Origin of the sequence: Pseudomonas sp. SWRI50, from assembly GCF_014269095.1 — a bacterium.
GTDB lineage: Bacteria > Pseudomonadota > Gammaproteobacteria > Pseudomonadales > Pseudomonadaceae > Aquipseudomonas > Aquipseudomonas kermanshahensis.
This window is the reverse complement of sequence record NZ_JABWRW010000004.1, coordinates 25,863-50,707: the sequence shown is the minus strand read 5'-3', so window position 1 is coordinate 50,707 and position 24,845 is coordinate 25,863. Positions and strand designations below refer to the sequence as shown.

At 63.6% G+C, this 24,845-nt stretch carries 20 protein-coding genes; 8 read left to right on the top strand and 12 right to left on the bottom strand.

Going from position 1 to position 24,845, the window contains the following annotated elements:
• The first annotated feature begins 140 nt into the window (after positions 1-140).
• Positions 141-824 (top strand): DNA repair protein RecO, encoded by a 684-nt coding sequence (gene recO, locus HU750_RS05740; protein WP_186677562.1) that lies wholly within the window; start codon positions 141-143, stop codon positions 822-824.
• Positions 825-885: 61 nt separating this feature from the next.
• Positions 886-1,608, top strand: a complete 723-nt coding sequence (gene pdxJ, locus HU750_RS05735) for a pyridoxine 5'-phosphate synthase (protein ID WP_189662533.1) — start codon at positions 886-888, stop codon at positions 1,606-1,608.
• A 127-nt stretch (positions 1,609-1,735) separates the two neighbouring features.
• On the opposite strand, the gene HU750_RS05730 is transcribed toward pdxJ, so the two are convergent.
• Positions 1,736-3,118, bottom strand: coding sequence for a heavy metal sensor histidine kinase (locus HU750_RS05730; RefSeq protein ID WP_186677558.1), 1,383 nt, complete (start codon positions 3,116-3,118; stop codon positions 1,736-1,738).
• Entirely contained in the window at positions 3,115-3,789 is a 675-nt protein-coding gene (locus tag HU750_RS05725) for a heavy metal response regulator transcription factor (protein ID WP_027594153.1), read from the bottom strand. Before HU750_RS05725 ends, HU750_RS05730 begins: the two co-directional genes overlap by 4 nt.
• A gap of 239 nt (positions 3,790-4,028) precedes the next feature.
• Here HU750_RS05725 and HU750_RS05720 point away from each other — a divergent pair, with 239 nt between their 5' ends.
• The 4 genes from HU750_RS05720 (at position 4,029) to HU750_RS05705 (ending at position 7,820) form a co-directional block, all read left to right on the top strand.
• Positions 4,029-4,232 (top strand): hypothetical protein, encoded by a 204-nt coding sequence (locus HU750_RS05720; protein ID WP_186677555.1) that lies wholly within the window; start codon positions 4,029-4,031, stop codon positions 4,230-4,232.
• Positions 4,233-4,432: 200 nt separating this feature from the next.
• Positions 4,433-5,596: an alpha-xenorhabdolysin family binary toxin subunit A gene (locus tag HU750_RS05715; RefSeq protein WP_186677552.1), complete on the top strand. Its 1,164-nt coding sequence runs from the start codon at positions 4,433-4,435 to the stop codon at positions 5,594-5,596.
• 13 nt (positions 5,597-5,609) lie between these two features.
• Positions 5,610-6,605 carry an alpha-xenorhabdolysin family binary toxin subunit B gene (locus HU750_RS05710; RefSeq protein ID WP_186677539.1) on the top strand — a complete coding sequence of 332 codons (996 nt, stop codon included), beginning with the start codon at positions 5,610-5,612 and terminating at the stop codon, positions 6,603-6,605.
• A gap of 69 nt (positions 6,606-6,674) precedes the next feature.
• The gene (locus HU750_RS05705; RefSeq protein WP_186677523.1) at positions 6,675-7,820 is read left to right on the top strand and encodes an alpha-xenorhabdolysin family binary toxin subunit A; all 1,146 of its coding nucleotides are present in this window, start codon (positions 6,675-6,677) and stop codon (positions 7,818-7,820) included.
• A 3-nt stretch (positions 7,821-7,823) separates the two neighbouring features.
• Here the strand turns inward: HU750_RS05705 and cmoB are convergent, their stop codons facing one another.
• The 7 genes from cmoB to HU750_RS05670 all read right to left on the bottom strand — a co-directional run bounded on the left by cmoB (position 7,824) and on the right by HU750_RS05670 (position 18,872).
• Positions 7,824-8,780: a tRNA 5-methoxyuridine(34)/uridine 5-oxyacetic acid(34) synthase CmoB gene (cmoB, locus tag HU750_RS05700; RefSeq protein WP_186677508.1), complete on the bottom strand. Its 957-nt coding sequence runs from the start codon at positions 8,778-8,780 to the stop codon at positions 7,824-7,826.
• Entirely contained in the window at positions 8,777-9,520 is a 744-nt protein-coding gene (cmoA, locus tag HU750_RS05695; RefSeq protein ID WP_186677507.1) for a carboxy-S-adenosyl-L-methionine synthase CmoA, read from the bottom strand. Before cmoA ends, cmoB begins: the two co-directional genes overlap by 4 nt.
• 132 nt (positions 9,521-9,652) lie before the next feature.
• Positions 9,653-10,045: a protease inhibitor I42 family protein gene (locus HU750_RS05690; RefSeq protein WP_027594160.1), complete on the bottom strand. Its 393-nt coding sequence runs from the start codon at positions 10,043-10,045 to the stop codon at positions 9,653-9,655.
• 108 nt (positions 10,046-10,153) lie between these two features.
• Complete coding sequence (gene lon / locus HU750_RS05685; RefSeq protein ID WP_186677506.1) at positions 10,154-12,574, bottom strand: endopeptidase La; 2,421 nt, start codon at positions 12,572-12,574, stop codon at positions 10,154-10,156.
• 148 nt (positions 12,575-12,722) lie between these two features.
• Positions 12,723-15,134, bottom strand: a complete 2,412-nt coding sequence (locus HU750_RS05680; RefSeq protein ID WP_186677504.1) for a glucose/quinate/shikimate family membrane-bound PQQ-dependent dehydrogenase — start codon at positions 15,132-15,134, stop codon at positions 12,723-12,725.
• Between the two features lie 31 nt (positions 15,135-15,165).
• A complete protein-coding gene (locus HU750_RS05675) occupies positions 15,166-16,500 on the bottom strand; it encodes a carbohydrate porin (RefSeq protein WP_186677502.1) in 1,335 nt (444 codons plus the stop codon).
• A gap of 320 nt (positions 16,501-16,820) precedes the next feature.
• Positions 16,821-18,872 carry a TonB-dependent receptor gene (locus HU750_RS05670; RefSeq protein ID WP_186677500.1) on the bottom strand — a complete coding sequence of 684 codons (2,052 nt, stop codon included), beginning with the start codon at positions 18,870-18,872 and terminating at the stop codon, positions 16,821-16,823.
• 164 nt (positions 18,873-19,036) lie between these two features.
• On the opposite strand from HU750_RS05670, the gene HU750_RS05665 reads away from it, so the two are divergent.
• Positions 19,037-19,258, top strand: coding sequence for a VF530 family protein (locus HU750_RS05665; protein ID WP_027594165.1), 222 nt, complete (start codon positions 19,037-19,039; stop codon positions 19,256-19,258).
• A gap of 1 nt (position 19,259) precedes the next feature.
• Positions 19,260-19,901, top strand: a complete 642-nt coding sequence (locus tag HU750_RS05660; protein ID WP_186677498.1) for a Pr6Pr family membrane protein — start codon at positions 19,260-19,262, stop codon at positions 19,899-19,901.
• Between the two features lie 172 nt (positions 19,902-20,073).
• Here HU750_RS05660 and HU750_RS05655 read toward each other — a convergent pair whose 3' ends face one another.
• The 3 genes from HU750_RS05655 to HU750_RS05645 form a co-directional block, all read right to left on the bottom strand.
• Entirely contained in the window at positions 20,074-20,835 is a 762-nt protein-coding gene (locus HU750_RS05655; protein WP_085273569.1) for a siderophore-interacting protein, read from the bottom strand.
• Entirely contained in the window at positions 20,828-21,373 is a 546-nt protein-coding gene (locus HU750_RS05650) for a PadR family transcriptional regulator (RefSeq protein ID WP_186677494.1), read from the bottom strand. The genes HU750_RS05655 and HU750_RS05650 overlap by 8 nt, the downstream gene beginning before the upstream one ends.
• Positions 21,374-21,460: 87 nt before the next feature.
• Positions 21,461-24,598, bottom strand: a complete 3,138-nt coding sequence (locus HU750_RS05645; protein WP_186677493.1) for a transglycosylase domain-containing protein — start codon at positions 24,596-24,598, stop codon at positions 21,461-21,463.
• Positions 24,599-24,845 lie beyond the last annotated feature (247 nt).

The window sequence follows — 24,845 nt, the reverse complement described above, 5'->3', positions numbered from 1 at the left end:
TATGGGCTTGGGGCTGCCTTGCAGCCCATCGCCGGCAAGCCGGCTCCCACACAACCGCAGCGCTACCGAGCCCTGTAGGAGCCGGCTTGCCGGCGATGGGCCGCATAGCGGCCCGATTGGCCTTGGGACAAGTGATTGCCATGGAACAACCTGTCGGCCAGCCGGCCTATGTGCTGCACAGTCGTGCCTACAAGGAAACCAGCGCACTGGTGGACTTCCTCACGCCGCAAGGCCGTGTGCGGGCCGTGTTGCGCCGTGCGCGAGGCAAAGGTGGCAGCCTGGTGCGGCCGTTCGTGCCGCTGGAAGTGGAGCTGCGCGGGCGCGGCGAGCTGAAGAATGTTGTCCGCCTGGAGACGCTCGGTATCGCCGCCTGGTTGCACGGCGATGCGCTGTTCAGCGGGTTGTACCTCAACGAGCTGCTCATGCGTTTGCTGCCCGCCGAAGCCCCTCACCCTGCGCTGTTCGAGCACTACACCCTGACATTGCAGGCGCTGGCCGCCGGGCGCCCCCTGGAGCCGTTGTTGCGTTCTTTCGAATGGCGCCTGCTGGACGAGCTCGGTTATGCGTTTTCGTTGCAGCATGACGTGAACGACTTGCCGATCGCCGCCGATGGCCGCTACCGCTTGCGCGTGGATGCCGGGCTTGAGCGGGTCGAGTTGCTGCAGCCCGGGTTGTTCCTGGGGGGCGAGCTGTTGGCCCTGGCGCAAGCCGACTGGGAAGCCCCGGGGGCGCTGCTCGCAGCCAAGCGGTTGATGCGTCAGGCACTGGCCGTTCACCTGGGCGCCAAACCCCTGGTCAGCCGGGAACTGTTTCGCAAGCGTTGATCACGTCGTATGCTGTGGGGCTCAATCTTCAGGAGAGCCTTTCGTGACTCACAGCAACCGCATGCTTCTCGGCGTAAATATCGACCACGTGGCGACGCTGCGCCAGGCCCGGGGCACGCGTTACCCTGATCCGGTCAAGGCTGCCCTGGACGCCGAAGAAGCGGGTGCCGACGGCATCACCGTGCACCTGCGCGAAGACCGCCGGCACATTCAGGAGCGCGATGTGGTGGTGCTCAAGGATGTGCTGCAGACCCGCATGAACTTCGAAATGGGCGTCACCGAAGAGATGATGGCCTTCGCCGAGAAGATCCGCCCGGCGCACATCTGCCTGGTGCCCGAGACCCGTCAGGAACTGACCACCGAAGGCGGCCTGGACGTAGCGGGGCAAGAGGCACGGATCAAGGCAGCAGTCGAGCGCCTGGCCCGCACCGGTGCCGAAGTGTCGCTGTTCATCGACGCCGACGAGCGGCAGATCGAAGCCTCGCGCCGCGTAGGCGCGCCGGCCATCGAGCTGCACACCGGCCGTTACGCCGATGCACAGACGCCGACCGAAGTCGCTGAAGAGCTCAAGCGCATCGCGGACGGTGTTGCGTTCGGGGTGGGCCAAGGGCTGATCGTCAATGCCGGCCATGGCCTGCATTACCACAACGTCGAGGCAGTCGCGGCGATCAAGGGCATCAATGAGCTGAACATCGGCCACGCGTTGGTGGCCCATGCGCTGTTCGTCGGCTTCAAGGCTGCGGTGGCGGAGATGAAGGCGTTGATCGTGGCGGCTTCGCGCTGATCGCAGGTTGACGGAACTGGCCTCATCGCCGGCAAGCCGGCTCCCACAGGTACAGCGCTAGCCTTGAAGCCTACGCAGTTCATGTGGGAGCCGGCTTGCCGGCGATAAGGCCGTTACCAGCAGCCGGTCACTCGGCTCTGAACACCAGGGTAAACCGGGTCGGCCCTGCCGGGCTGCTCATCACCTCGACCCGCCCACCATGCAACTGCATGATCGACTTCACGATCGCCAGCCCCAACCCGGTGCCCCCCTCAAGCCGAGAGCGCCCGGCGCCCACGCGATAGAAACGCTCGAACAACTGCGGCTGATGCTCTGCGCCAATCCCTACGCCCTCATTTTCCACCCAGACCCTGACATCGCTTGCGTGGCGCTCGATACCGAGGTCAATGCGCGTGCCTACCGGCGCATGCCGAATGGCATTGCTCAACAGGTTCGACAACGCACGCTGGAACATCAGCCGATCACCCAAGGCCGTACCCCAGCCTTGAAGGTGAAGCTCAATGTCCTTGAGCTCCGCGCTGATGGCAAACAGCTCCACCACCTGTGCAGCCTCATCGGCCAGCGCCAGGGGCTTGAGCGCCACCTGCGCCTGAGGCTGGCTAACCTGGGCGAGAAACAGCATGTCGTTGATGATGCGGTTGAGCCGGGTCAGCTCTTCGATGCTGTCCTCCAGCACTTCCCGGTAGTTGGCGTTGTCGCGCTCGCGGCTGAGGGTGACTTGGGCCTTGCCCATCAGGTTGCTTAGCGGCGTGCGTAGCTCATGGGCAAGGTCGTCGGAAAACTGCGACAACTGTTGCACGCCTAGGTCGAGCCGGTCGAGCATCACGTTGATGGCCCTGGCCAGCTCGCCCAGCTCTTGTGGCAGACCTCTGTCGGGCAGGCGGTGGCTGAGGTCCTGGGCCGAAACCTGGCCGGCCACCCGGCGAAAATGGCGCAAGGGTTTCAGGCTGCGTTGCACCAGCTTCCAGGCGCAGATGCCGATCAGTATCAACAGCAAGGGCAGGGCGATCAGGGTCGAGTGCAGGTAGGCCTGGAGCAGGGCGTTGTCGTCGGCGCGGTCGAGCGTCATCATCACCCGTACTGGTGTCTCGTCGCGCAAGCGCATCTGGCGTGTCGCAGTGAGCATTTGGTTACCGCGGCTGTCGCGCCATACGTGAAACGTCAGCCGGGCGCCGGTCGCCAGCGCGCCCACGCTCGACTCCAGGGCTGGGCCCAGGCTGAGCAGGTGCGGGTGGCGGCCCTCGAGCGCGAGCACGCTAAGGCTAAGGTTGTCGTGCCCCATGACCAGGTCGAGCAGGGGGTGGGCGCGGCTGCCCAGGTCCTCGCTGCGCAGGTCGACACGCAGGTTATGTTCCACCTGCAACATCTTGCGCGCGAGGTCCTTGCGCGCGCGGCTGTCGAGTTCGTGATCGAGCGCCAACACCGCCAGGCAGGCCAGTAGTAGCACCAGCATGGCGCCCATCAGGGTCACGCTCAGGCCTAAGCGCAACGACAGGCTGGCAGTCTTCAATGGCGCGCCTCGAGCACATAGCCGACACCGCGCAGGGTATGGATCAACTTGTCTTCGAAGGGGTCGTCGATCTTCGCCCGCAGGCGCCGGATGGAAACCTCGACGACATTGGTGTCACAGTCGAAATTCATATCCCAGACCAGCGAGATGATCTGCGTGCGCGACAGCACTTCGCCGCTCTGGCGCATCAGCAGGTGCAGCAGGGAAAACTCCTTGGCGGTCAGGTCGATGCGCTTGGCGCCGCGCCAGGCCCGATGCCGGCCTGGGTCGAGTTCGAGGTCGGCGACCCGCAGGGTGGTGGGTTGCAGCGGCTGCTCGTTGCGCCGCAGTAGGCTGCGGATGCGCGCCAACAGCTCGGGGAATTCGAACGGCTTGAGCAGGTAGTCATCGGCGCCCAGGTCGAGGCCCTTGACCCGGTCCGCCAGGCGACCGTGGGCGGTGAGCATCATGATCCGCGTGGCGGATTCGGCGCGCAGCCGCTGGAGCACGCTCCAGCCGTCCAGCTCGGGCAAATTGACGTCGAGGATCACCAGGTCGTAGGCCTGTTGACGGGCCAAGTGCAGGCCGTCGATGCCGGTGTGGGCGCAATCGACCACGTAGCCGTTCTCACGCAGCCCCTGCTGCAGGTAATCGGCGGTGCGCAGTTCGTCCTCGATGATCAGTAGACGCATGATAGGGCTCGGTTGAATGAAAGACGGCGATTCTCGGCCCTGTAGCGGGAACAGGGTCAAGCGCCGGAATGTTACGCCATGCGGGCGCCGGACATCGCTGGATAACAGATTTGTAATCATGTCGCCATGTGCCGGACAGCTGCCGCCCAGCTTGCAGGACTGTAATGTGCGCCTCACCTTGGTGTTAGCTGGCGTGCCCCAGGATGGCCTCATCTGAACCACTCGATGAGGTAACCCTGATGAACCTGACTCGGTATGTGTTGTGGGTGCTACTGGCGCTGGGCAGCACCAGCGCGCTGGCGGAGGGCGGCGCAGAACGCTCGCGGCAGTTCTGGGAGGCGTTCCGCGAAGACCAGCAACGCCTGCATGGCCAGCCGGACCAGGCGCTGGCGGAACGCCAGCGCAAAACCCAGCAAACCACCGAGAAGCTGGCCAAGGACTGACTTCGACCTCCGCCTTTGCGTGCTCCCGCAACGACGGTTCGTTTGGCGCCCCAGGTGGGCGCCTGTTTTGCGTGTGCCAGGCGCAACGCCCGGTGCACCGCTGCAAATGGCGGAAAAACTGCCCGCTGCTGTGCGTCCTGTCGCTGCCTTAGCGTGGTCGGACCAAGCCTTCCCAGGGCTTGATTCGAGGAGACACGACCATGAGTACACAAACGGCTGAGTACGATCAGCTACAGGCGGATGCGGCAAAGACACCGGCCAAGCTGATCCAGGCCATGGCCGAGCGCGATGGTGAGGATGAAGGCGGGCTGACCCTCAGCCGCGAGCACATCATCACCCTCAATCGGTATGTCAATTTTGTTTTCGGCCTGCCATCGACCCCCGACAACCTGCAGCGCTGGCTGGGCTACACGCAGATCGACGAACCCGAACTGGCCCCCGCCGGCATGACCGCGCTGTTCGATGCGTTGCGTGGCCATGCGCGCAGCTGGGGCCCGCTTTCCGACAGCAACAAGAAGCTCGCCAGCGAACTGGCCTCCACGGCCGCGTCGATCAACGCTGCCGGGGAAACAATCGTCGATGAGTGCCGGCAGATTCGCGCGTTGGGCTCCGACATCAAGGCGTGGGACAAGGTCGTGCTGGGTACCCCGGTGAAACTGGACCGTGCCGACCAGCGGGCGGTTTCGTCGCTGGTCGATTACCTGCAGATCCTTCAGGAGGATGTGCAGCGCTACGCGGTGCGGGTCGCCACCGTGCGCGGCGAAACCGAGACGTTCCGCGACGCCGCGCGCTTCAAGCTGATCCCGGCGGTGAAGCAGAAGGGGCAAGCGGTCGAGCGCACCAAGGGTGATGGTGAGGTGGAGCGCCTGCGCGTGAAGCTCAAGGAGCTGGACGACGATATCGCTGGCTTGAGCAAAGAGTATGACCAGTACGTCAAGCAGGCGCTCAGCGGCCTGGCCGCAGGGCCGATCGGCGCGGTGATCACCGGCGGCATCTACGGGAGCAAGGCCGAGAAGGTTCGCAAGGAGCGCAAGCGTCGCCAGGCAGAGCGGCGTGCTACCAGCGAGCAACTGCGCGTACGGGTGAATTTGGAAGGCCGCATGGAAGAGATGGCGACCTTCGTCGACGAGCTCGATACCCGCTTGCAGGACGTGGTGACTGCGGCGTCCCACCTGCAGACCGCCTGGGAAATCGTCGGCGCGTACATCGACGCGTCGATCGGCAAGCTCGAACAGATCTCCGACAACCGCGCCTTGGCCAGGTTTGTCATTTATTTCCGGCAGTTCCTGGCGCAGTGGATACAGATCGAAAAGACCTCCCTGCAACTGACCCGCATCTTCGACGACGCCGCTTCGGCCCACTAACAGGTGAACGACCATGAATGACAATATCAGTGTGCTGCATACCCGCGCCAATCCGCCTGAATTGGGCAGCGTGTTGGGTGCAACGCGAAGCTTCACCGAAGCCTGGCAGCGCGGCGAGTTGAAATTTCAGCCGGTGATCCACGAGTCGCTGGAGCGCCACATGAAGCTGTTCATCAACTGCGCCGAGGTGATGGCGCGCAACGCCCAGCGCGTTGTCGCGGAGATCGCCAACGATCCACTGCGCGATATCCTCGACGCCCTGGAGGATGTCGATGATGAGGATGTGCTGGCAATTGCTGGAGAAGTCGCCAACACGGTGAAGTCTCTGTTGGCCACCCAGGTGGCCCACCTGGGCAAGGAACAGCAGGCGCTGGCCACCCTGGCTGCGCCCGCTTGGTCCCGTGACGAACAGCGGCTGCTCAAGCAACAGCAGGATCAGGCCAACCTGCACACCCAGGTAAGCGCCGAGCATGATCGCGAGAAGCACAGCCAGTCGGCGATCGAGCAGGCCATTGCCACCCTGGAGGCCCAGGGCCTGCAGACCCGCTTCGGCGGTGTCGTACCTTCGGCGCAAGACCTGGCCAAACTGGCCGTACCTGGCGCCGAAGCCGCGGCGATGGCCGACGCCGTGAACACGGCGGTGGAGCAGCTGCAAACCCTGCTCGGCGATGTCGTCGAAGGCATGCGCTACGCCCAGTTGCAGCAAGAGCGGCGGGCTGCCCGCGAGAGGGTGGCGAACCTGGCGCGGCAAGTGCGCGAACTCGATCAGCGTCAGCAGGTGGTGAGCGCGCAACTGGCGGCACTGCTAACGATGCCGCGTTTGCATGAGCAACGCATCGAGTGGGACGCCGGCATCAATGTCGTGCGCCAGGCCCTGGCCAACTTCGTGCCGCGAATAGGCACTGCGGCCCCCAGCAACGTTGCGCAGGTGCAAGCCCTGGACGACACCTTCAAGCAACTGCTGGCCTATCAGCGACAACTGCTCGAGCAGCACCGTCGCGGGCTGTAATGGATCAGGCCGACCGTGCTCATCAGGCGCGGTCGGCTGCGCCATATCCAAGTGGATGAGAGTCGAACAATGAATCCCCGGACATTGAGTTTCCAAGAGCAGCAACAAAAGGCGATTGTCCTGCCTGGCGCCTTGATTGGCGCCATGGACGACCGTGACGGACAGGGCCGGGCGGGCCTGATCCTGACCCGTGAATCACGCCAGACCCTCAGCGACTACAGCCTGCGCATGCTGGCGCTGCCGGGCGATCGCACGCAGACCTTGCGCTGGCTTGGCTACACCAGCATTTCCGAGCCAGAGTTGACGCCTGATCGTATGCTCGCCATGTTCAAGCGGTTGCGGGCGCACGGGCAAAGCTGGAGCCATCTGGAGCGCAGCACCCAGGCGGTCACCCTTCAGCTCGATGCGCACGCCAGTCAGGTCGAGGATTGCGGTGCCGAGGTCGTGCAACTGGTCGCGCGCACACGTGCGCTGGGGCCCAATCGACCTTCGTGGGACAACCTGCGCGAGGCGCCCGATGTACCGCTCGATGAGCATGACCGCACGTTGATCAGTTCGATGGCTGACCGGCTGATGGGCTTGCATGCCCTGATCGACGATTTTGACCTGCAACTGGATGGCGTGCGGCTGGGCTTCGAGCGCTTTCGCGACGAGGCGCGCTTCAAGCTGCGCCCAGAAGTGGTCGAGAAGTGCCGAGCGGCAGCGCGCTTTTCACAGGCCCCGGATGGCGAAAACCTGGCCTGGGAACTGGCCAGCCTGGATGAGGACATCAAAGCGGTGCGAAGTGAGTATGAGCGTTACTCCAGGCAATCCTCGCTCGGCTGGGTCGGCGGCCCTTTCGGCGCGTTGATCGGTAATTCGATCTATGGCGCCAAAGCCAAGTCAGCGCGCGCCGAACTTCGCCGCCTGGAGCATCGGCGTAGCGCCGTTAGCCAGCAGCTGAGCGAGTTTCGTTGTGTGGAGGGGCGCGTACAGAAGGTGAACTCCACCATGGGCGAGCTGGAGTTGGACCTGTGGGATGTGGTGCTAGCGGCGGGTCACCTGCACACGGCCTGGCAAACCATCGAGGCCTACCTGGAAAGCGCGGCAGGCCACCTGGGCAAGATGAACACCCGCCAGCAACTGGCGGTGTTCATTTACTACTTCAGGCAGTTTCTCGCCCAGTGGGCAGGGATCCGCGAACATTCCCGGGAGATGGCAAAGATCTTCAACTAGGCGCTACTTGCGCGCCACGATCGTCGCCCGCCGTGGCGCGGGCAGGCCTTCGATGGTCAGGCTTTGGTCATTGGGGTCGAGGAAGTCGCTCAGCGACTGGTAGCGCATCCAGTCGGTGCTGCGCTGTTCTTCGATGCTGGTGACGCTGACATCAACGCAGCGTACATCGCTGAAACCGGCACGGCGCAACCAGCGTTCCAGGGCGGGTACCGAGGGCAGGTACCAGACGTTGCGCATTTGTGCGTAGCGGTCTTCAGGGACCAGCACCTGTTGCTCGTCGCCTTCGACCACCAACGTCTCCAGCACCAGCTCGCCGCCTTTGACCAGGCAATCCTTGAGCGCCAGCAGGTGCTCTATGGGGGAGCGGCGGTGGTAGAACACGCCCATGGAGAACACCGTGTCGAACCCTTCAAGGTTGGCTGGCAAATCTTCGAGGGCGAACGGCAAGTGCCAGGCTGGCAGGTCGGGCAAGTACTGCTGCACCGCCTGGAACTGGCAGAAGAACAGCCAGTTGGGGTCGACCCCGACCACCATATCGGCACCGGCGCCGAGCATGCGCCATTGGTAATAACCGTTGCCGCAGCCGACATCGAGCACGCGCTTGCCCTTGAGGTCCAGGTGCGGGCTGACCCGCGACCACTTCCAGTCCGAGCGCCATTCGGTGTCCACGTGCACGCCGAACAGGTCGAACGGCCCTTTGCGCCAGGGCGACAAGCCCATCAGCGCCTCACGCATTTGCGCGCGGGTGGCATCGTCGCAGTCACAATCCAGGCGCAGCCCGTTGACCAGGTCGATTTCGCTGGGTTGCAGGGCGGGAAGCGCATCCAGCGCGCCGCGCCAGCGATCGAGGTCACCGTGGCCTTTTTCCAGTTTGGCTTCCAGTTGCGCTTGCAGGCCTTGTGACCAGGAAGCCAGGGGGGTGCCCGCCAGGCGGCGGACCAGAGGGGACAGATCGATCATGGCAGGGCTATCAACGAGGCGAAGTTGAGGCATTGGAACCACGGCACGACCTTGGAGAAACCCGCAGCGCGCAGGCGCGCCTTGTGCGCATCCAGGGTGTCGGGCTTCATCACGTTCTCGATGGCACTGCGCTTCTGGGCAATTTCCAGTTCGCTGTAGCCGTTGGCCCGTTTGAAGTCCAGGTGCAGTTCATTCAGCAGGTTTTGCTCGTCATCGTCGGCGAAACGCAGTTTTTCCGAGAGGATCAGCGCGCCGCCCGGCAGCAGGGCCTGGCGGATACGGCCGAGCAACTCAAGGCGTTGGTCGGGTGCGATGAATTGCAGGGTGAAGTTCATCGCCACTACCGAGGCCGGCTCGAAGGGCAGGGCGAGGATGTCGGCTTCCAGCACGTTGACCGGCAGCAGCTCCTGGAACATCGAGTCCTGCGCGGTGAGGTACTGGCGGCAGCGCTCGACCATCGCTGCGGAGTTGTCCACGGCGATGACTCGGCAGCCGTCGCTGCGTACATGACGGCGCAACGACTGGGTGACAGCGCCCAGTGAGGCACCCAGGTCGTACAGCGTACTGTTCGGCTGGGCGAAGCGTGCGGCCAGCACGCCGAGGTTTTCGACGATGGTCGGGTAGCCTGGTACCGAACGCTTGATCATGTCCGGGAACACGCGCACCACGTCTTCGTTGAAGGCGAAGTCGGGTATCTGCTCCAGAGGTTGGGCAAAGAGGCGGTCGGGTTGTTTGCTCACTGCGGGCTCGATACGGGGTGAAACGGAGACGCATTTTAGCCAAAGGCGAAGCATCTTGCCATGGCAGTGCTTCGGGGCCAGTGCACCTACCCGCAGGCAGTCAAGATTGCCAGCGACAGGCGTAAAGCGCGGTCAGCGGACAATGACCTTGCATTCGAAGCTCTGCACCGGTGCTACTTCAGCCTCCCAGGGGCGTTGATACACCAGCACCAGTTGGGCTTCTCCAGCACTGCTGGCAAGGTAGCGCCAGGTGGACGAGCCAGCACTGCCGACCACATCGGTGTCATCGGGGGCACTGTAGACCTCGGGGCCGAGGCTTTTCAGGATGCTTGCGGCAGGGTTCTCAATGCGCCAGCGGTAGCCCGTTGAGGGGTTTCCTGGAAGGGTCAGGGTCAGTGCCTGGCCCACCTTCAGACGCTGGGGGCATTCGCTTTCGGCGTCCAGCTCGACGGTTTGCAGGGGGTGCTGGGCGCAGGCAGCAAGCAGGGTAAGGCTCAGAGGAACGAGCAGACGAGGGGCGGTCATGTTGGCTCCGTGGGCTGGCGATGACCTGAGGATAACCGAAGCACGTGCAAATTTGTGCCACCGGTACAGGCCTGTTCACGGCGAATGCCGCAAACAGGCCAGGACTGATCAGAACAGCACTTTCGCCACGTCGGCAAAGCGCTTGGCAAAATGCACCGTCAGCCCTTCACGCAGGTAGTCTGGCAATTCTTCGAAGTCGCCGCGATTGGCCTCGGGCAGGATCAGCTCGAAGATCTTCTGCCGCTTGGCGGCAATCACCTTCTCACGCACCCCGCCAATGGCCAGCACCTGGCCGGTCAGGGTCAGTTCACCGGTCATGGCCACGCCCTTTTTCGGCGCCTGGTCCCGCGCCAGCGACAGCAGCGCGCTGGCCATGGTCACCCCCGCGCTTGGGCCGTCCTTGGGCGTAGCACCCTCTGGCACGTGCAGGTGGATGAACGCCTCGTTGAAGTAGCCTGGGTCACCGCCAAACTGCTTGAGGTTGGAGCTGACGTAGCTGTAGGCGATCTCGGCGGACTCTTTCATCACATCCCCCAGTTTGCCGGTCAGCTTGAAGCCGCGGCTGAGGGTATGAATGCGGGTGGCCTCGATCGGCAGCGTGGCGCCGCCCATGCTGGTCCAGGCCAAACCCGTTATCACGCCTTTGCCGGCCAGCACCTGCTCGCTGCGGAATACCGGCATGCCGAGCGCGGCCTCCAGGTCTTTGCTGCCAATCTTGAGCTTGGCATCCGGGTCCTCCAGCAACTTGACCACGGCTTTGCGCACCAGTTTGCCCAGTTGCTTCTCCAACTGCCGCACCCCAGCCTCACGGGCATAGCCCTCAATCACGGTGCGCAGTGCGCTGTCAGTGATGCTCAGGCTGGTCTTGGCCACGCCGGCCTTGTCCAGCTGCTTGGGCCACAGGTGGCGCTTGGCGATGGCCAGCTTTTCTTCGGTGATGTAGCCGGAGAGGCGGATCACTTCCATGCGGTCGAGCAACGGCCCGGGGATTGAGTCGAGGGTGTTGGCGGTGCAGACGAACAGCACCTTGGACAGGTCCAGGCGCAGGTCCAAGTAGTGGTCAAGGAAGTCGACGTTCTGCTCGGGGTCGAGGGTTTCCAGCAGCGCGGAAGCCGGGTCGCCCTGGTAGCTCTGGCCCATCTTGTCGATCTCGTCGAGCATGATCACCGGGTTCATCACTTCGACGTCTTTCAGCGCCTGCACCAGCTTGCCCGGTTGGGCGCCGATGTAGGTGCGGCGGTGGCCCTTGATTTCCGCTTCGTCGCGCATACCGCCGACGCTGAAGCGGTAGAACGGCCTGCCGAGCGATTCGGCAATGGACTTGCCAATACTGGTCTTGCCCACACCTGGCGGGCCCACCAGCAGCACGATCGAGCCGCTGATCTCGCCTTTCCAGGCGCCCACGGCGAGGAATTCGAGGATGCGTTCCTTGATGTCATCAAGGCCGGCGTGGTGCTGGTCGAGCACCTTGCGCGCGTGCTTGAGGTCGAGCTTGTCTTTGCCGTAAACGCCCCACGGCAGGGCGGTGGCCCAGTCGAGGTAGTTGCGGGTCACGGCGTATTCCGGCGAGCCGGTCTCGAGGATCGCCAGCTTGCCCATTTCTTCGTCGATGCGCTTCTGCGCCTGGGCGGACAAGGTCTTGCCCTCAAGGCGCTGCTCGAACTGTTCGAGGTCGGCGCTGCGGTCGTCCTTGGTCAGGCCCAGCTCCTGCTGGATGACCTTGAGCTGCTCCTTGAGGAAGAACTCGCGCTGGTGCTCGCCGATCTGGCGGTTGACCTCGGCCGAGATCTCGTTCTGCAGGCGCGCCACTTCGACCTCTTTGCGCAGCATCGGCAGGACCTTTTCCATGCGTTTGAGCATGGGCACGCAATCGAGCACTTCTTGCAGCTGGCTGCCGGTGGCCGACGTAAGGGCCGCGGCAAAATCGGTCAGCGGTGACGGGTCGTTGGGGCTGAAGCGGTTGAGGTAATTTTTCAGCTCTTCGCTGTACAGCGGGTTGAGCGGCAGCAGCTCTTTGATCGCATTGATCAGCGCCATGCCGTAGGCCTTGACCTCGTCGGTAGGCTCGGTGGGTTGGCGTGGGTATTCCACTTCGACCAGGTAGGGCGGGCGATGGTGCTTGAGCCAGGTACGGATGCGCACCCGGGTAAGGCCCTGGGCCACGAACTGCAGCTTGCCGTTCTCACGGCTGGCGTGGTGCACCTTGACCAGGGTGCCGTACTCCGGCAGGGCGGAGGTGTCGAAATGGCGGTGGTCTTCGGGCGGGGTGTCCATGAAGAACAGCGCCAGGCAGTGGTCGGGTGACTTGGCGACCAGGTCGAGGGTTTCTGCCCAGGGCTCTTCATTGACGATCACGGGCAACACTTGTGCCGGGAAGAACGGGCGGTTGTGAATCGGGATCACATAGACCTTGTCCGGCAGCTGCTGGCCGGGCAGGGCGAGGGCGTGGCCGGGGGCGGCCTGGGTGTCGGTGTGCTCGACTTCGCTGTGTTCGTCGGGGTGTTCGGGGAAATCCTGCTGGTTGCTCATGGGGCACCTGCGTGAATGACTATGGTGCTTAGATGGGGCGCGGGGGGATGGGTTTCAAGCTTTGCGTTAGAAGCTGCAAGCGGCAAAAAAAAAACGGGGCCCTGCAGGCCCCGCTTTCTCTTGTGGCTTGTAGCTTGCCGCTAGAAGCTTAGTCGGCGAGTTTGTAAGCGATGATGTAATCACCCATCTTGGTGCCCAGCGAGCCGTGGCCGCCAGCGGTCACGAGCACGTACTGCTTGCCGTCCTTGCCGCTGTAGGTCATCGGCGTGGCCTGGCCACCGGCCGGCAGGCGGGCTTTCCACAGTTCTTTACCGTTGTTGGTGTCGTAGGCACGCAGGTACTGGTCCAGGGTGCCGCTGAGGAAGCCGACGCCGCCTGCGGTGACGATCGAACCGCCCATGCTCGGCACGCCTACCGGCAGGCCGATTGGCACAGGTGTGCTGTCGCGGGTGGTGCCGTTCTTGTGCTTCCACACGACTTTGTTGGTGAACAGGTCGATGGCCGCCACATAGCCCCAGGCAGGCGCCTGGCACGGTACGCCCAGCGGCGACATGAACGGGTGCATGGTCACCGCGTACGGTGCGCCGGTGTTGGGCTGCACGCCGCTGGTCTCGCTTTCGCGCTTGCTGCCGGCGGCCACTTGCTCGCGCGGCACCATCTTCGACACGAAGGCCATGTAGTTGGGCGAGGTGAACAGCAACTGGCGTACCGGGTCGACCGACACGCTGCCCCAGTTGAACACGCCGACGTTACCTGGGTAGATCAGCGAACCCTGCTCGGACGGCGGGGTGTACTGGCCTTCGTAACGCAGTTCGCGGAACTGGATGCGGCACAGCATCTGGTCGAACGGTGTGGCGCCCCACATGGCCTGTTCGGTCAACTCAGGGCCGAGCAGGTTGAGGTCGGAGCGGGCCTGGGTCGGCGAGGTGTGGTCACCTTTCACGGCGCCTTGCGGGGTCGGGATTTCACGGATCGGCACGATCGGCGTGCCGTCGCGGCGGTCCAGCACATACAGGCTGCCCTGCTTGGTCGGCACGATGATCGCCGGCTTCACGCCATCGGCGGTCTTCAGGTGGACCAGGGTTGGCTGGCTGCCGACGTCCATGTCCCACAGGTCGTGGTGCGTGAACTGGTAGTTCCAGCGGGCCTTGCCGGTGGTCAGGTCGAGGGCGACAACACCTGCGCTGTACTTTTCCGCACCGGGGGTGCGGTCGGCGCCCCACTGGTCTGGGGTCTGGTTGCCCAGCGGCAGGTAGATCATGCCGAGGTCTTCATCGACACTGGCGATCGACCACATGTTTGCCGAGTTGCGGCTGTAGGTCTTGCCGGGTGCTAGAGGCTTGGTGTCGTCCGGGTTGTTGCTGTCCCAGTTCCACACCAGGTGGCCGTCGTGCACGTCGTAGGCGCGGATGACGCCGGAGGGCTCGTTGGTCGACTCGTTGTCGGTGACATGGCCGCCGATGATCACCAGATCACGGGTGATCGCCGCCGGCGAAGTGGAGTAGTAGCCGCCGGCGGTGAACGGGCCGATGCCGGTGGTCAGGTCGATCACGCCCTGGTTGGCGAAGCCTTCGCAGACCTTGCCGTTGTCGGCGTTGATGGCGATCAGGCGGGCGTCGGCGGTAGGCAGGTACAGGCGGCGCGGGCAGGCCTGGGCGACGGCTTGGCCGGCATCGGTGATTTTCGGTGCTGGGCTGCCATCACGGCTGACGTAGTTGTTCTCGTCATAGTACGAGACGCCGCGGCAGGTCATGTGGGCGAAGCCCTTGAAGGTCCCGACCGGGCTCTTGACCTGCGGGTCGTAGCGCCAGATTTCGGCGCCGGTGTCCGGGTCCAGGGCCAGCAGCTTGCTGTGCGCGGTGCAGGCGTAGAGCATGCCGTTGACTTTCAACGGGGTGTTCTGGTTGGTCAGCTCCACCGGGTCGTTGTCGGTCGGCAGGTCGCCGGTACGGATGCGCCAGGCTTCTTCCAGGCGGTAGGCGTTCTGCGGGGTGATCTGGCGCAGCGGCGAATAGCGGTCACCATGCTCGGTGCGGCCGTAGGCTTGCCATTCGCCGTCGGGCATGGCCGGCGCGGCGCTGGCCATTTCACTGCTCTCGCGGCCCAGTTCGCCGAACACTTCACCCGGGTGGGTGAACTGGCTGCCCAGGGCGCAGGCACCAGAGGCGACCACGGCGACGCTGAGCAGCGCGGTGTTGGCCTTGGCGGCCGGGCCGATCAGTGGGCGACGTGCCCAAGGCAGCAGCAGGACCACGCCAATGGCGAACCAGATGGCCAGGCGCGGCACCAGTTGCCACCAGTCCAAGCCCACTTCCAGCAATGCCCAGGCGGTGCTGCCGAGCAGCACCAGGCCGTACAGCCCGAGGGCGATGCGGCGCTGGGCCAGCAGCAGGATACCGGACAGGGCAAAGCCGATGCCGGCGATCAGGTAATACAGCGACCCCCCCAGCTGGCTCAGCTTGATGCCGCCAGCCAGCAGCGCCAGGCCCATCAGCAACAGCAGCACGCCCAGAAGGCGCGGTAGCCAGCGGGTTCCATTCTTGGCACTGTCAGTGCTCATCGTAGGTTCTCCGTTATGTCAAAAAGTTGATTCAGAAAGTGCTTTGGATCTTCAGGCCGCCGATCAGCGCATCGTCAACCTGCGACACCCCGCCCGGGTGGCGGATGTACTGCAGGTTGGGGCGCACTGTGAGCCAGTCGGCCAAGTGAATGCCGTAGTACAGCTCGGCGCTGTACTCCGTGTCCTGCACGGGCAGGAAGCCAGGGTTGTCGTAGTCGTCGAGGCCGGCGGCCTGGTTGGCCAGGCGGGCGTTCTTGCGGTAGGCCGGGTTGACGTGCACGCGGGCGAGGGCGAAACCGATGTCGTCCTTGGCGCGGGCATCGAAGGGCCCTTTGTATACCAGTCCTGCCTGAACATAGTTGTCGATGGCATTGGTCTTCTTGTCGTGCAAGGTGGCGTTGGCGAACAGGCTCAGGCCACGCGACTGGTCGGATGCCAGCGAGGTGACCTGCTGCTGGGCGCCGAGCCACATGCCGTGCTTGCTCGAACGGCTGCGGTAGGCGGCGCCACTGAGCGCGGCCGGCTGGCCGTTGCTGTCGTCGAGCACATCGTGTGCCTTGGCATTACTGTAGTAGTAGCCGGCGCGATATTCCCCTTTCAGGCCATTGACCTGTGGGCTCCACACCAGTTCGACCGGCAAGATGGCGCCCTGGGTGCCGCTGCCACTGAGCTTGAAACCGTTACCCGACTCCAGGTTGGAGGGGTTTTGCTCGTACACGCCGACCTGGGCATAGAGTGCGTCGGTGAGGTTGTAGCGCACGCGCAGGGCCCATTGGCTGACAGGCCAGTTGTACCAGATGCCACCCACCCAGTTGCCTACCTGCGAGCCACAGAAGGCCAGGTTCTGGAAATCGCAGGGGAAGCTGTTGAAGTCTTCGCCTTCGCCGAAACGGCCGAATTTGACGTCCAGCGCGCCGTCGAAGTACTTCTGCTTGACCCACAGTTGCGTGAGCCGCCAGGTTTCACCGCGGCCCCAGACTTCCTGGGCAGAGGTGAAGCCGCCGACACGCGGGTCGTTGATGCGGTCGTTGCTGATGTTGTCGCCGTGGCGCTCGGTGAGGGTCAGCTGGAATTCGGTGTCGTTCCAGCCGAGGATCTTTTCCAGGTCCAGGTGGCTACCGAAGGTGAACTGATCGCTGTAGCGCGCGGTACGGTCGTGGTCGAAGCCGCCGTGCAGGTTGCTGCCCATCTCGCCGGTATAGCCGAGGGTGAAGTCGTAACCTTTTGCCAGTAATTCACTGCGGGTGCCGCCCCAATCGCCCAGCATCCACTGGGAATCGCTGGCGAACATTTCGCTGGCGCTGGCAGGGGTTGCACAGGCGGTGAGGGCAAGGCCGATGAAACAGGTTTTGGGCAGCTGGAACATGAGATAGCGCTATCTTTTGATTATTGAACAAACGACAAGGGCATCGAAGGGCGGGCCCTTCAATGGAGTAGACAACAAGGTGGAGTCGATGAAGCGATTCAGCTTGCGGCGGGGAGGATATAGGGGAAGTTGTAAGAAAAAAAGACAAATTGTCGCAGTTGATTGTTGTCGATCCGGTAATAGTGCCGTTTGTAGGAGCAGCCTTGTGCTGCGAAGAGGCCGGTGAAATCAGTGAAGATTTGCTGTGTTATCTCCGGCCTCTTCGCAGCACAAGGCTGCTCCTACACGCGAATGGGGGCGCAGGGCGCCCCAATGGCAGCTCAAAACGTCGTACGCAGCCCCACTTCCACACTGCGCCCCGGCGCTGGCGCAATATCTCGCAGAATCGAACTGGCATAGCGCACCGTCTGATCCGTCAGGTTTTCACCCCGCACGAAGGCCAGCCACTCGCTCTGCCCGATGTCGAAGCGATAGCCAACACTCGCGCCCAGCGTGGTGTAGCCATCGGTGCTGGTTTCGTTGGCCGGTGTGCGATGTTGCGACGCGGCATGCTGCACATCGACCCGCGCCTGCCAGCGGTCCAGCGCCCAGACCAGGCCGCTGTTCAACCGCAGCGGTGCGATTCGTGGCAATGGCTCGCCACTGTCGAGGTTCTTGGCCCGGGTGTAGTCGCCCGACAGCTCCAGCGCGAAGCTGCCATAGCGGTTCTCGACCAGTTGCCAGCGGTCTTGCGCCTCGATGCCATAGAAGCGCGCCCGCACGCCCTGATACTGGTATTCCGGGAAGCCGTCATGGTCGTGATCATGATCGTGGTCATGCTCGTCCTCGCCATGGTCGTGGTCATGGCCCTCACGCAGGTTGCCTGTGCCGATCAGGCCAATGTAGTTGCGAAAGTGGCTGTAGAAGACCCCGACGCTGCCTTTGTGGGTGCCGTTGTCGAAGCGCAGGGCCAAGTCGCCGGAAATGGCCTTTTCCTTGTTCAGGCTGGCATCGCCCACCTCGTAAGCCCCGGTGGCCACATGCGCACCGTTGGCATACAGCTCATAGAAGGTTGGGGCGCGCTCGGTGTAGCCAAGGTTGGCGGCCAGTGCCCAGACCGGGTCGAGCTGGTACACCGCCCCGGAGGACAGGCTGAAAGCATTGAAACTGCTGGCGCTGTTGGCCGCGGCAAACGTCTCGTTGCCCTTGGCATCCGGGTCGACGCGGGTGTGCTCCAGGCGCGCGCCGAGGCTCAGGTTCAGGCGCTCGGTGGCCTGCCATTGCTCAAGCATGAACAGCGCCAGGCTGTCGGTATCGGTATGCGGGACGAACGCTTCCTCCCCCAGTGCCGAGAACTCGTTACGGCTGACCTGGGCACCGATCACCCCTTCAACCGGCCCAAGGGGCTGATGGCGCGCCTCGATGCGTGCCTCGTAGCCCTTGTTCTTGAAGGTGGTGTGCACCTCGCCTTCTTCGATTTCGCTGTGCTCGTAGTCGGTATAGCCGGCATCGACCTTGACCGAGCTGAACGGGCCTTCGAGGTCACGCAGTTCAGAGGCGAATGCGTAGTGGTCTTGCTGCATGTCCAAGCGTACGCCGGGTTCGGCCACCGAGCCGTAGTTGCTGTCGTAGCGGCTGTAGGACAGGCCGGCATAGCCATGGTCCCACTGGTAAGAGCCGCCGACGGCGCCCCCGTCCTGACGCCCGTCGCTGTTCTCCAGGCGGTGTTTGCTGCCCGGCTCGTCGGCGTCACGCACCTTAGAGCTGTGCGCGTAACCAGGGATGCGCAAATCGTTGAACTGGCGGCTGTTGGCGTCCAGGTGCAGGGCGAAGGCGCCGTTGCCGGCTTCCAGTTTACCGGCGCTGCTGCGGGTGGTGTCGGCGCCGCCATAACGCAGCTCACCCGCCCCGTGGATGCCTTCGATCGGCGCATCGGGGATGCGGTTATCGAAGGTATTGACCACACCGCCAATGGCATTGCCGCCGTAGAGCAGGGCAGCGGGCCCGCGGACGATTTCGACCCGCTCCACGGTCACCGGGTCGAGCGGTACGGCGTGATCGTAGGACAGCGACGAGGCATCCAGTGCACCGACGCCGTTGCGCAGGATGCGGATGCGGTCGCCGTCCAGGCCGCGGATTACCGGGCGGCTGGCGCCAGGGCCGAACCAGGTAGAGGCGACGCCTGGCTGTTTGTTCAGGGTTTCACCGAGGCTGCCGTGTTGCTGTTGCAGCAGGTTGTCACCTTCGAGGACCGTACTCGGGGCGGCCAGTTGGCGATTGCCCAGCGGGTTGGCAGTGATGACCTGGGGTTCGAGTTCAACGGCCTGGCTGGGTGATGAGGACAGCCACAGCGCGACGGCGAGGGGGGAGAGGCGGAGCGGGATGTACAGCATGGGGATGGGGCGTTCCTTGGCAGAGGCTTTTGTATTGTTACTGTATAACATTTCTATTTCAGCATAAGGCTTTCGCCTCTGGCCAGCGGTTTTTCAAGCGACCTGAGTCCCCTGGCCACTACACTCGTGTAAGGTGCGCACCTTTCCCACGCTGGAGCACTGGCATGAGCACGGCCCAACACAACGCGCTGCACGGCAAGACCCTGGAGCAGATCCTCACCGAACTGGTGGCTCACTACGAATGGCAGGGCCTTGCCGAGCGCGTCGATGTGCGTTGCTTCAAGAGCAACCCGACCATCAAGTCGAGCCTGACCTTCTTGCGCAAGACGCCCTGGGCGCGGGAGAAGGTCGAACAGCTGTACGTGAAGCTGCAGCGCAAGGCCTGAGGTGCGGCGCCATCCGTGGCTGAGCCTGGCCGCCGTGCTCGGTTGGTTCGGCCTTGCGGTGCAGGTCTATCTGGTGCTGTTGGCGCGCTGGCAGGAACAGGCCAGCCTGATTGGCGGCCTGGTCAACGTGTTCGGTTATTTCACCGTGCTGACCAACACCTTGGTAGCAACGGTTTTGAGCTATGCCGCGTTTGGCCGGGAGGGCAGCGCCAGGCGCTTCTTTCTGTTGCCGTCGGTCAGCTCCGCCGTGGCGGCCAGCATCGTGCTGGTGGCATTGGCCTACAGCGTGCTGCTGCGCCACTTGTGGCAACCCGAGGGCTGGCAATGGCTGGCAGACGAGTTGCTGCATGATGTGATGCCGGCGTTGTTCGTTCTGTACTGGTGGTGCGCGGTGCCCAAGGGCCATTTGCGGCTGTGGCACCTGGCGGGCTGGGCGCTGTACCCGGCGGGGTACTTTGCCTATGCGCTGTGGCGGGGCAGTGAGATTGGCGTGTATGCCTACCCCTTCATCGATGTGGCGAGCCTCGGGTATGGGCGGGTGATGCTCAATGCCCTCGGGGTGTTGGCGGGGTTCTGGGGTATCGGGCTGGTGTTGCTGGGGTTGGACCGCTGGCGCGGCCGGCAGTTGGCGGTCAGCGTGTAGGAGCAGCCTTGTGCTGCGAAGAGGCCAGTGGTACCTCTGAAGAACTGGGGTGATGCTACTGGCCTCTTCGCAGCACAAGGCTGCTCCTACAGAAAGCTGAGCTGCGCCCCAGATGTTGGGCACCCGTCCATTATCTGGGGCGAAGCTCGAGCGCGTTAGGCGAGAGCGGCGCTTACTCGTCGTCCGCAGTACCGTCCGCCCGCCAGTAGGCTGCTGCCTTCAAGGCATCGTCAGGCACGCCTTTTTCCAGCAGCAACGCCTTGGCCTGGCGGGTCAGGGCTTTTTCCAGCGCCACCCAGCCGTACAGCCTGCCTTGTGGCAAGGTCAGGTTCTTCAGCAGGGCGAGCAGGTCCTCTTCCTGGCGCCGGACCCAGATCACATCTACCTGCGCCTTGCTTGGCAGCGGCTGGCGTTCCTGTTCGTCTTCGATCTGGATTACCGCCAGCACGTGCCGGCCCGCGGGCAGTTCTTCAAGGCGGCGGCCGATAGCGGGGATCGCCGTCTCGTCACCGATCAGCAGGTAGCTGTCGAAGATATCCGGTACCACCATCGAGGCCCGTGGGCCGGCGATGTTCAGGTGTTGGCCTGGCGCAGCCTGGGCGGCCCAGGTGGAGGCAGGGCCATCACCGTGCAGGACGAAGTCGATGTCCAGTTCGTTGGCCACCAGGTCAATGCGCCGTGGCGTGTATTCGCGCATGGTGGGCCGTGCGCCGCCGTCGCGGCCCAGGTTACGGGCGTCGATGGCCTGCTGTTGTGCTGGCGTTTCGGCAAACAGCAGCTTCACATGATCGTCGGTACCGACGCTGGTAAAGCCCGCCAGTTCCGCACCGCCCAGGGTGATACGGCGCATGCGTGGGGTCAGGTCGGTGACGCGCAGCACGTCAAGGCGGCGCTGGCGGATTTCGTGGTTGACGCGGTGAATAGTGTCACTCATGGGTGTTCTCCGTAACGGCATCGTCCGGCCCGGAGGCAATGGCCTTGGCCGTGTTGTTGAGCAGGTCGCGGACCCGTTCGATTTCTTCTGGTGTCCAGCGCCCGCTGTGCATGTGCAGCGCATGGCGCAGGTTGCCGACCGCTTCGTGGATCTCGGGTGGGCGGTCGTGCCCGCGCAGGGCGCGTTTGCTGACTTCAATGCGCATGCGCACGCCGTCGAGGGCAACCGCCTGCTCGGCCAGGGCGGTGCGGCCGGCATCGGTGATGGCGTACAGGCGTTTGCTGCCCTGGACCTGGCCGCTGATCAGCTCGGCCTCTTCAAGGAAGTTGAGGGTCGGGTAGATGACGCCGGGGCTTGGGCTGTAGCTGCCGTCGAACAGGTTCTCGATCTGGCGGATCAAGTCATAGCCGTGGCCAGTTTGCTCAGCCAGCAGGGCCAGCATCAGCAGCTTGAGGTCGCCGGGGGCGAATACGCGAGGGCCGCGTTCGCCGCGGCCGGGGCGGCGCTCGAAAGGATCGTGGGGTGCAGGGTCGCGCATCAACATGGGCTCCGTCTTGTGCGATATATCTTAAGATATTACTCAAGATATATCTAAAGACAAGCCTTTAATGCCAATGATTATCATCTAAATATTAGATGAGTCGCTCCCGTGCATCGCAACCTGCGGCGCTTTACATTCATTCGGATTGCCCGGCTGCAGGTACGGCATGAGTATCGGCGCCATGCCCTTGAGCACTTGCACGGGCAACGCCGAGGTGAATTTGAACGCTTCGGCCGAGCGCCCCGGCACGAATGCGGTCAATGTGCCGAAGTGGTTATCGCCCAGGAAGAACACGAAGGTGGCGGTGCGGTTCAGCGAACGCGAGCCGATCAAGCGACCCCCGGCACCGAAGCTTTCGATGCGGTTGTCGCCGGTACCGGTCTTGCCGCCCATCACCAGCGGTGTACCGTCCTGCAGCTTGAAGCTGCCAGAAATACGCCGCGCAGTCCCCGCGTCGACCACTTGCGACATGGCGCCTTTGAGGGCCCGCGCGACCTCTACCGGGAGGATCCGCTGGCCGCGATCGGGGTCACTTACCAGCTTGGTCTCGTAGGGGGTGTTAGCGGCGAAGTGCAGGGTGTCGATGCGCAAGGTCGGCAGGCGCACGCCGTCGTTTTGAATGATGCCGACCAGTTCGGAGAGGGCGGCCGGGCGGTCACCCGAGCTGCCGATGGCGGTGGCCAGTGACGGCACCAGGTGGTCGAACGGATAGCCCACGCGCTTCCAGCGCTGGTGAATGTCGAGGAACGCCTCAATCTCGACCATGGTGCGGATACGGCTGTCGCGTGCGCCCTGGTGGCGGCTCTTGAACAGCCAGCCATACACCTCCTGGCGTTCGAAGCGGCTGGCATTGACCATTTCGGTCAGCGTCGAGCTTGGGTGCTTGAGCAGGTAACCGAGCAGCCACAGGTCCAGCGGGTGGACCTTGGCGATGTAACCCTGGTCGGGCAAGTCGTACTTGCCCGGGCCGTAGGCGTCGTACATTTCCGACAGGCGACCGTCGGTGAGTTTGCCCAGGGCACTCTTGTCGTCCTTGCTGTGCGCGCGTACGAAGGCGTTGAAGGTTTCCTGGCCGGCTTCGGGGAACAGGTAGCGGTGCACCGCCGCCAGGCGCTGCGGGGTCACGCGCATGCTGTCGAGGAAGGTGTCCAGGCGTTGTTGCGAGGTTTTGCGCTGGTACTTCTTCCAGAAGCGCATCAGGTAGTTGGTGCCCTCCGTGTCGGCGAAACGGGCCAGGTATTCCTGGCGGCGGGGGTCGGCGTCGTCCTTGAGCAGCGGTACCCGATTGAACGGCTGTTGATAGGTGACGTAGCGCACCAGGTCGCGCATCAGGCGGATGAACGGCAGGTTGATCGATTCGCGCAGGGCGATCTTCAGCGTTGGGTTGCGGCTGTTGTCTTCCTTGCGGAAGTTGTTGAACACGTGCATGCCACCCCCGGTGAAGAAGGCTTCGCCGGTGTTGGCCGAATACTTGCGTTCCAGGGCGGCGTCGAGCATGGCATCTAGGTTCTGGTCCTTGCTGTTCTGCATCAGCCATTCCAGTGACCACTGGGTGATGCGGTCCAGTTCGGCCACCTCGACCTTCTTCAGTTCGGCAACGGGCTTGCCGGCATACTTGTCGTGCAGCTCGGCGATGATTTCCAGGTAGGTGGTGAGCACCCGCAGCTTGGCCGTCGAGCCCAATTCCAGCTTGCTGCCTTCGTTGATGTCGAACGGCTGGTCGGTGCTGTCGGTCTGCACCCGCACCCTCGAGCCATCGGCGGTGCGCTCGAACAGTGTGAAGCTGTAGCGCACTTGGTCGGTGGTCTTGGTGGTCAGCAGGCGTTCGCCGATCAGCCCGATCTGCGCCGCGAACTCAGGGTCCGAGAGGTTCTTCAGGTACTGGCTGACCTGCATCTGCAGGTCGGCCTGCAGGGTGCTGGTGGCCGACAGGTCGAGGCGGTCGAGGTCGTACAGCGGGCGGTTGAGCATGGCCGCCAGGCGATTGCGGGCCAGGCTGATGCCCTTGTTGGTGATGATCGGCACGATGGTCGGTTGTGCCACCCAGTCGCGATACACCGCCTTGCTGGCCAGCGCCGCATCGGCCAGCGGCTGGTCGATGACTTTGTTGGCGGCGAGCACACGCACATGGGAGTCGGTGAGTTCGGCCAGTTCGACCCGGCCTTTGGACAGGTAATGCGAGGGGCGGCGCTGGGCGATCATCAGCGACAGTACCTGGCGCAGGGCAAGGCCACGCGCGGCCAGGCTTTCGGGGTCGCTGGCGGTCGACAGCAGGGCCTGGTTGACCTGGTCGAAATCGGCGCCGTACCACACCCGCAAGCCTTCAGCCATGCCATGCACTTCACCGTGGCCGGGCACCGCCGAGAGCGGCACGCTGTTGAGGTAGTCGCGCACGATGCGCTGCCGGGCCTCGGTGGTGTCCGGGCCGCCCTGGTAGGCACGCACGCTGGCGGACACCATCTGGCGGATCTTCTCGGCGCCGGACACGGTCAGGCCGTCCGGCGAGTGGCGGTACTTCTCCAGCTGCGTCGCCAGGGTACTGCCACCGGCCGACTGGCCGGGCAAGGCAAAGTACTTGGCCACCTGGCTGTAGGCGGCCTTGGCGAAGCGCGGCCAGTCGACGGCCGGGTTGTTGCGCGGGTCGGTGGTGTCGAGCAGGTCGCGGTTTTCGATGAACAACAGGCTGTTGACCATCACCGGCGGGATCGCTGCAAAGTCCGGGTACAGGTGTTGCGGGTAGTTGTACTGGTAGAGCGTGTCGCCACGGCAGTCGGTAATCGACAGGCCAGCCTGAATTTTCTCGATATAGGGGGCGAACAGGCCGTGATCGACGTAGTCCATCAATGCGGGCGAGAACTGCACCTGTTCGCTGATCAGGTAGTCGCGTTTGAGCAGCCGCGGCAGGAATTCGCCCAGCGCGCTGTAGCCCAGGCGTTTGTCGAACGGGCCTTCACCGGGGTAGACGATGGCATCGCTGGGGCCTGGCTGCAGCGAGTAGGTCAGGGTGGTGGCGAGCTTGCTGAACTCCCGCGATTGCAGGTTGGAGGTGCGGAATTCGTCATAGGCGGCAAAGCCCAGGGCGATGAGGGCCACCAGCAGGATCAGAATGATCAGCCGCCACCAGAGCCGACGCTGACGTGGGGACTTTGCAGGTGGCGTCTCGGCCGGAGGGGTTGCGGGTGCTTCCGTTCTGGTTGGTTCCGATTGCCACAGTGCGCCCATAGTCTTCAATCCGGCCAGGTATTTTCGTCTTGCTTGTCTGAAGCTTAGACGTTGACCGGGTTAGGTGAAAAATTTGTAGGAAGGCGAGAAAAGTGGCGTAGGGATATGCGGCTTTGGTGTGGGTTTCGGGGCCAGGTGATGTTGATAAGGTGTCGCCCTGAATCTGCGGCGTGTAACAGCCTCAGAACCCTATCAGCGGTGAAATAGACCCGAGATTTCTCGCCAAATTTCCCCGTTTATACAGTGA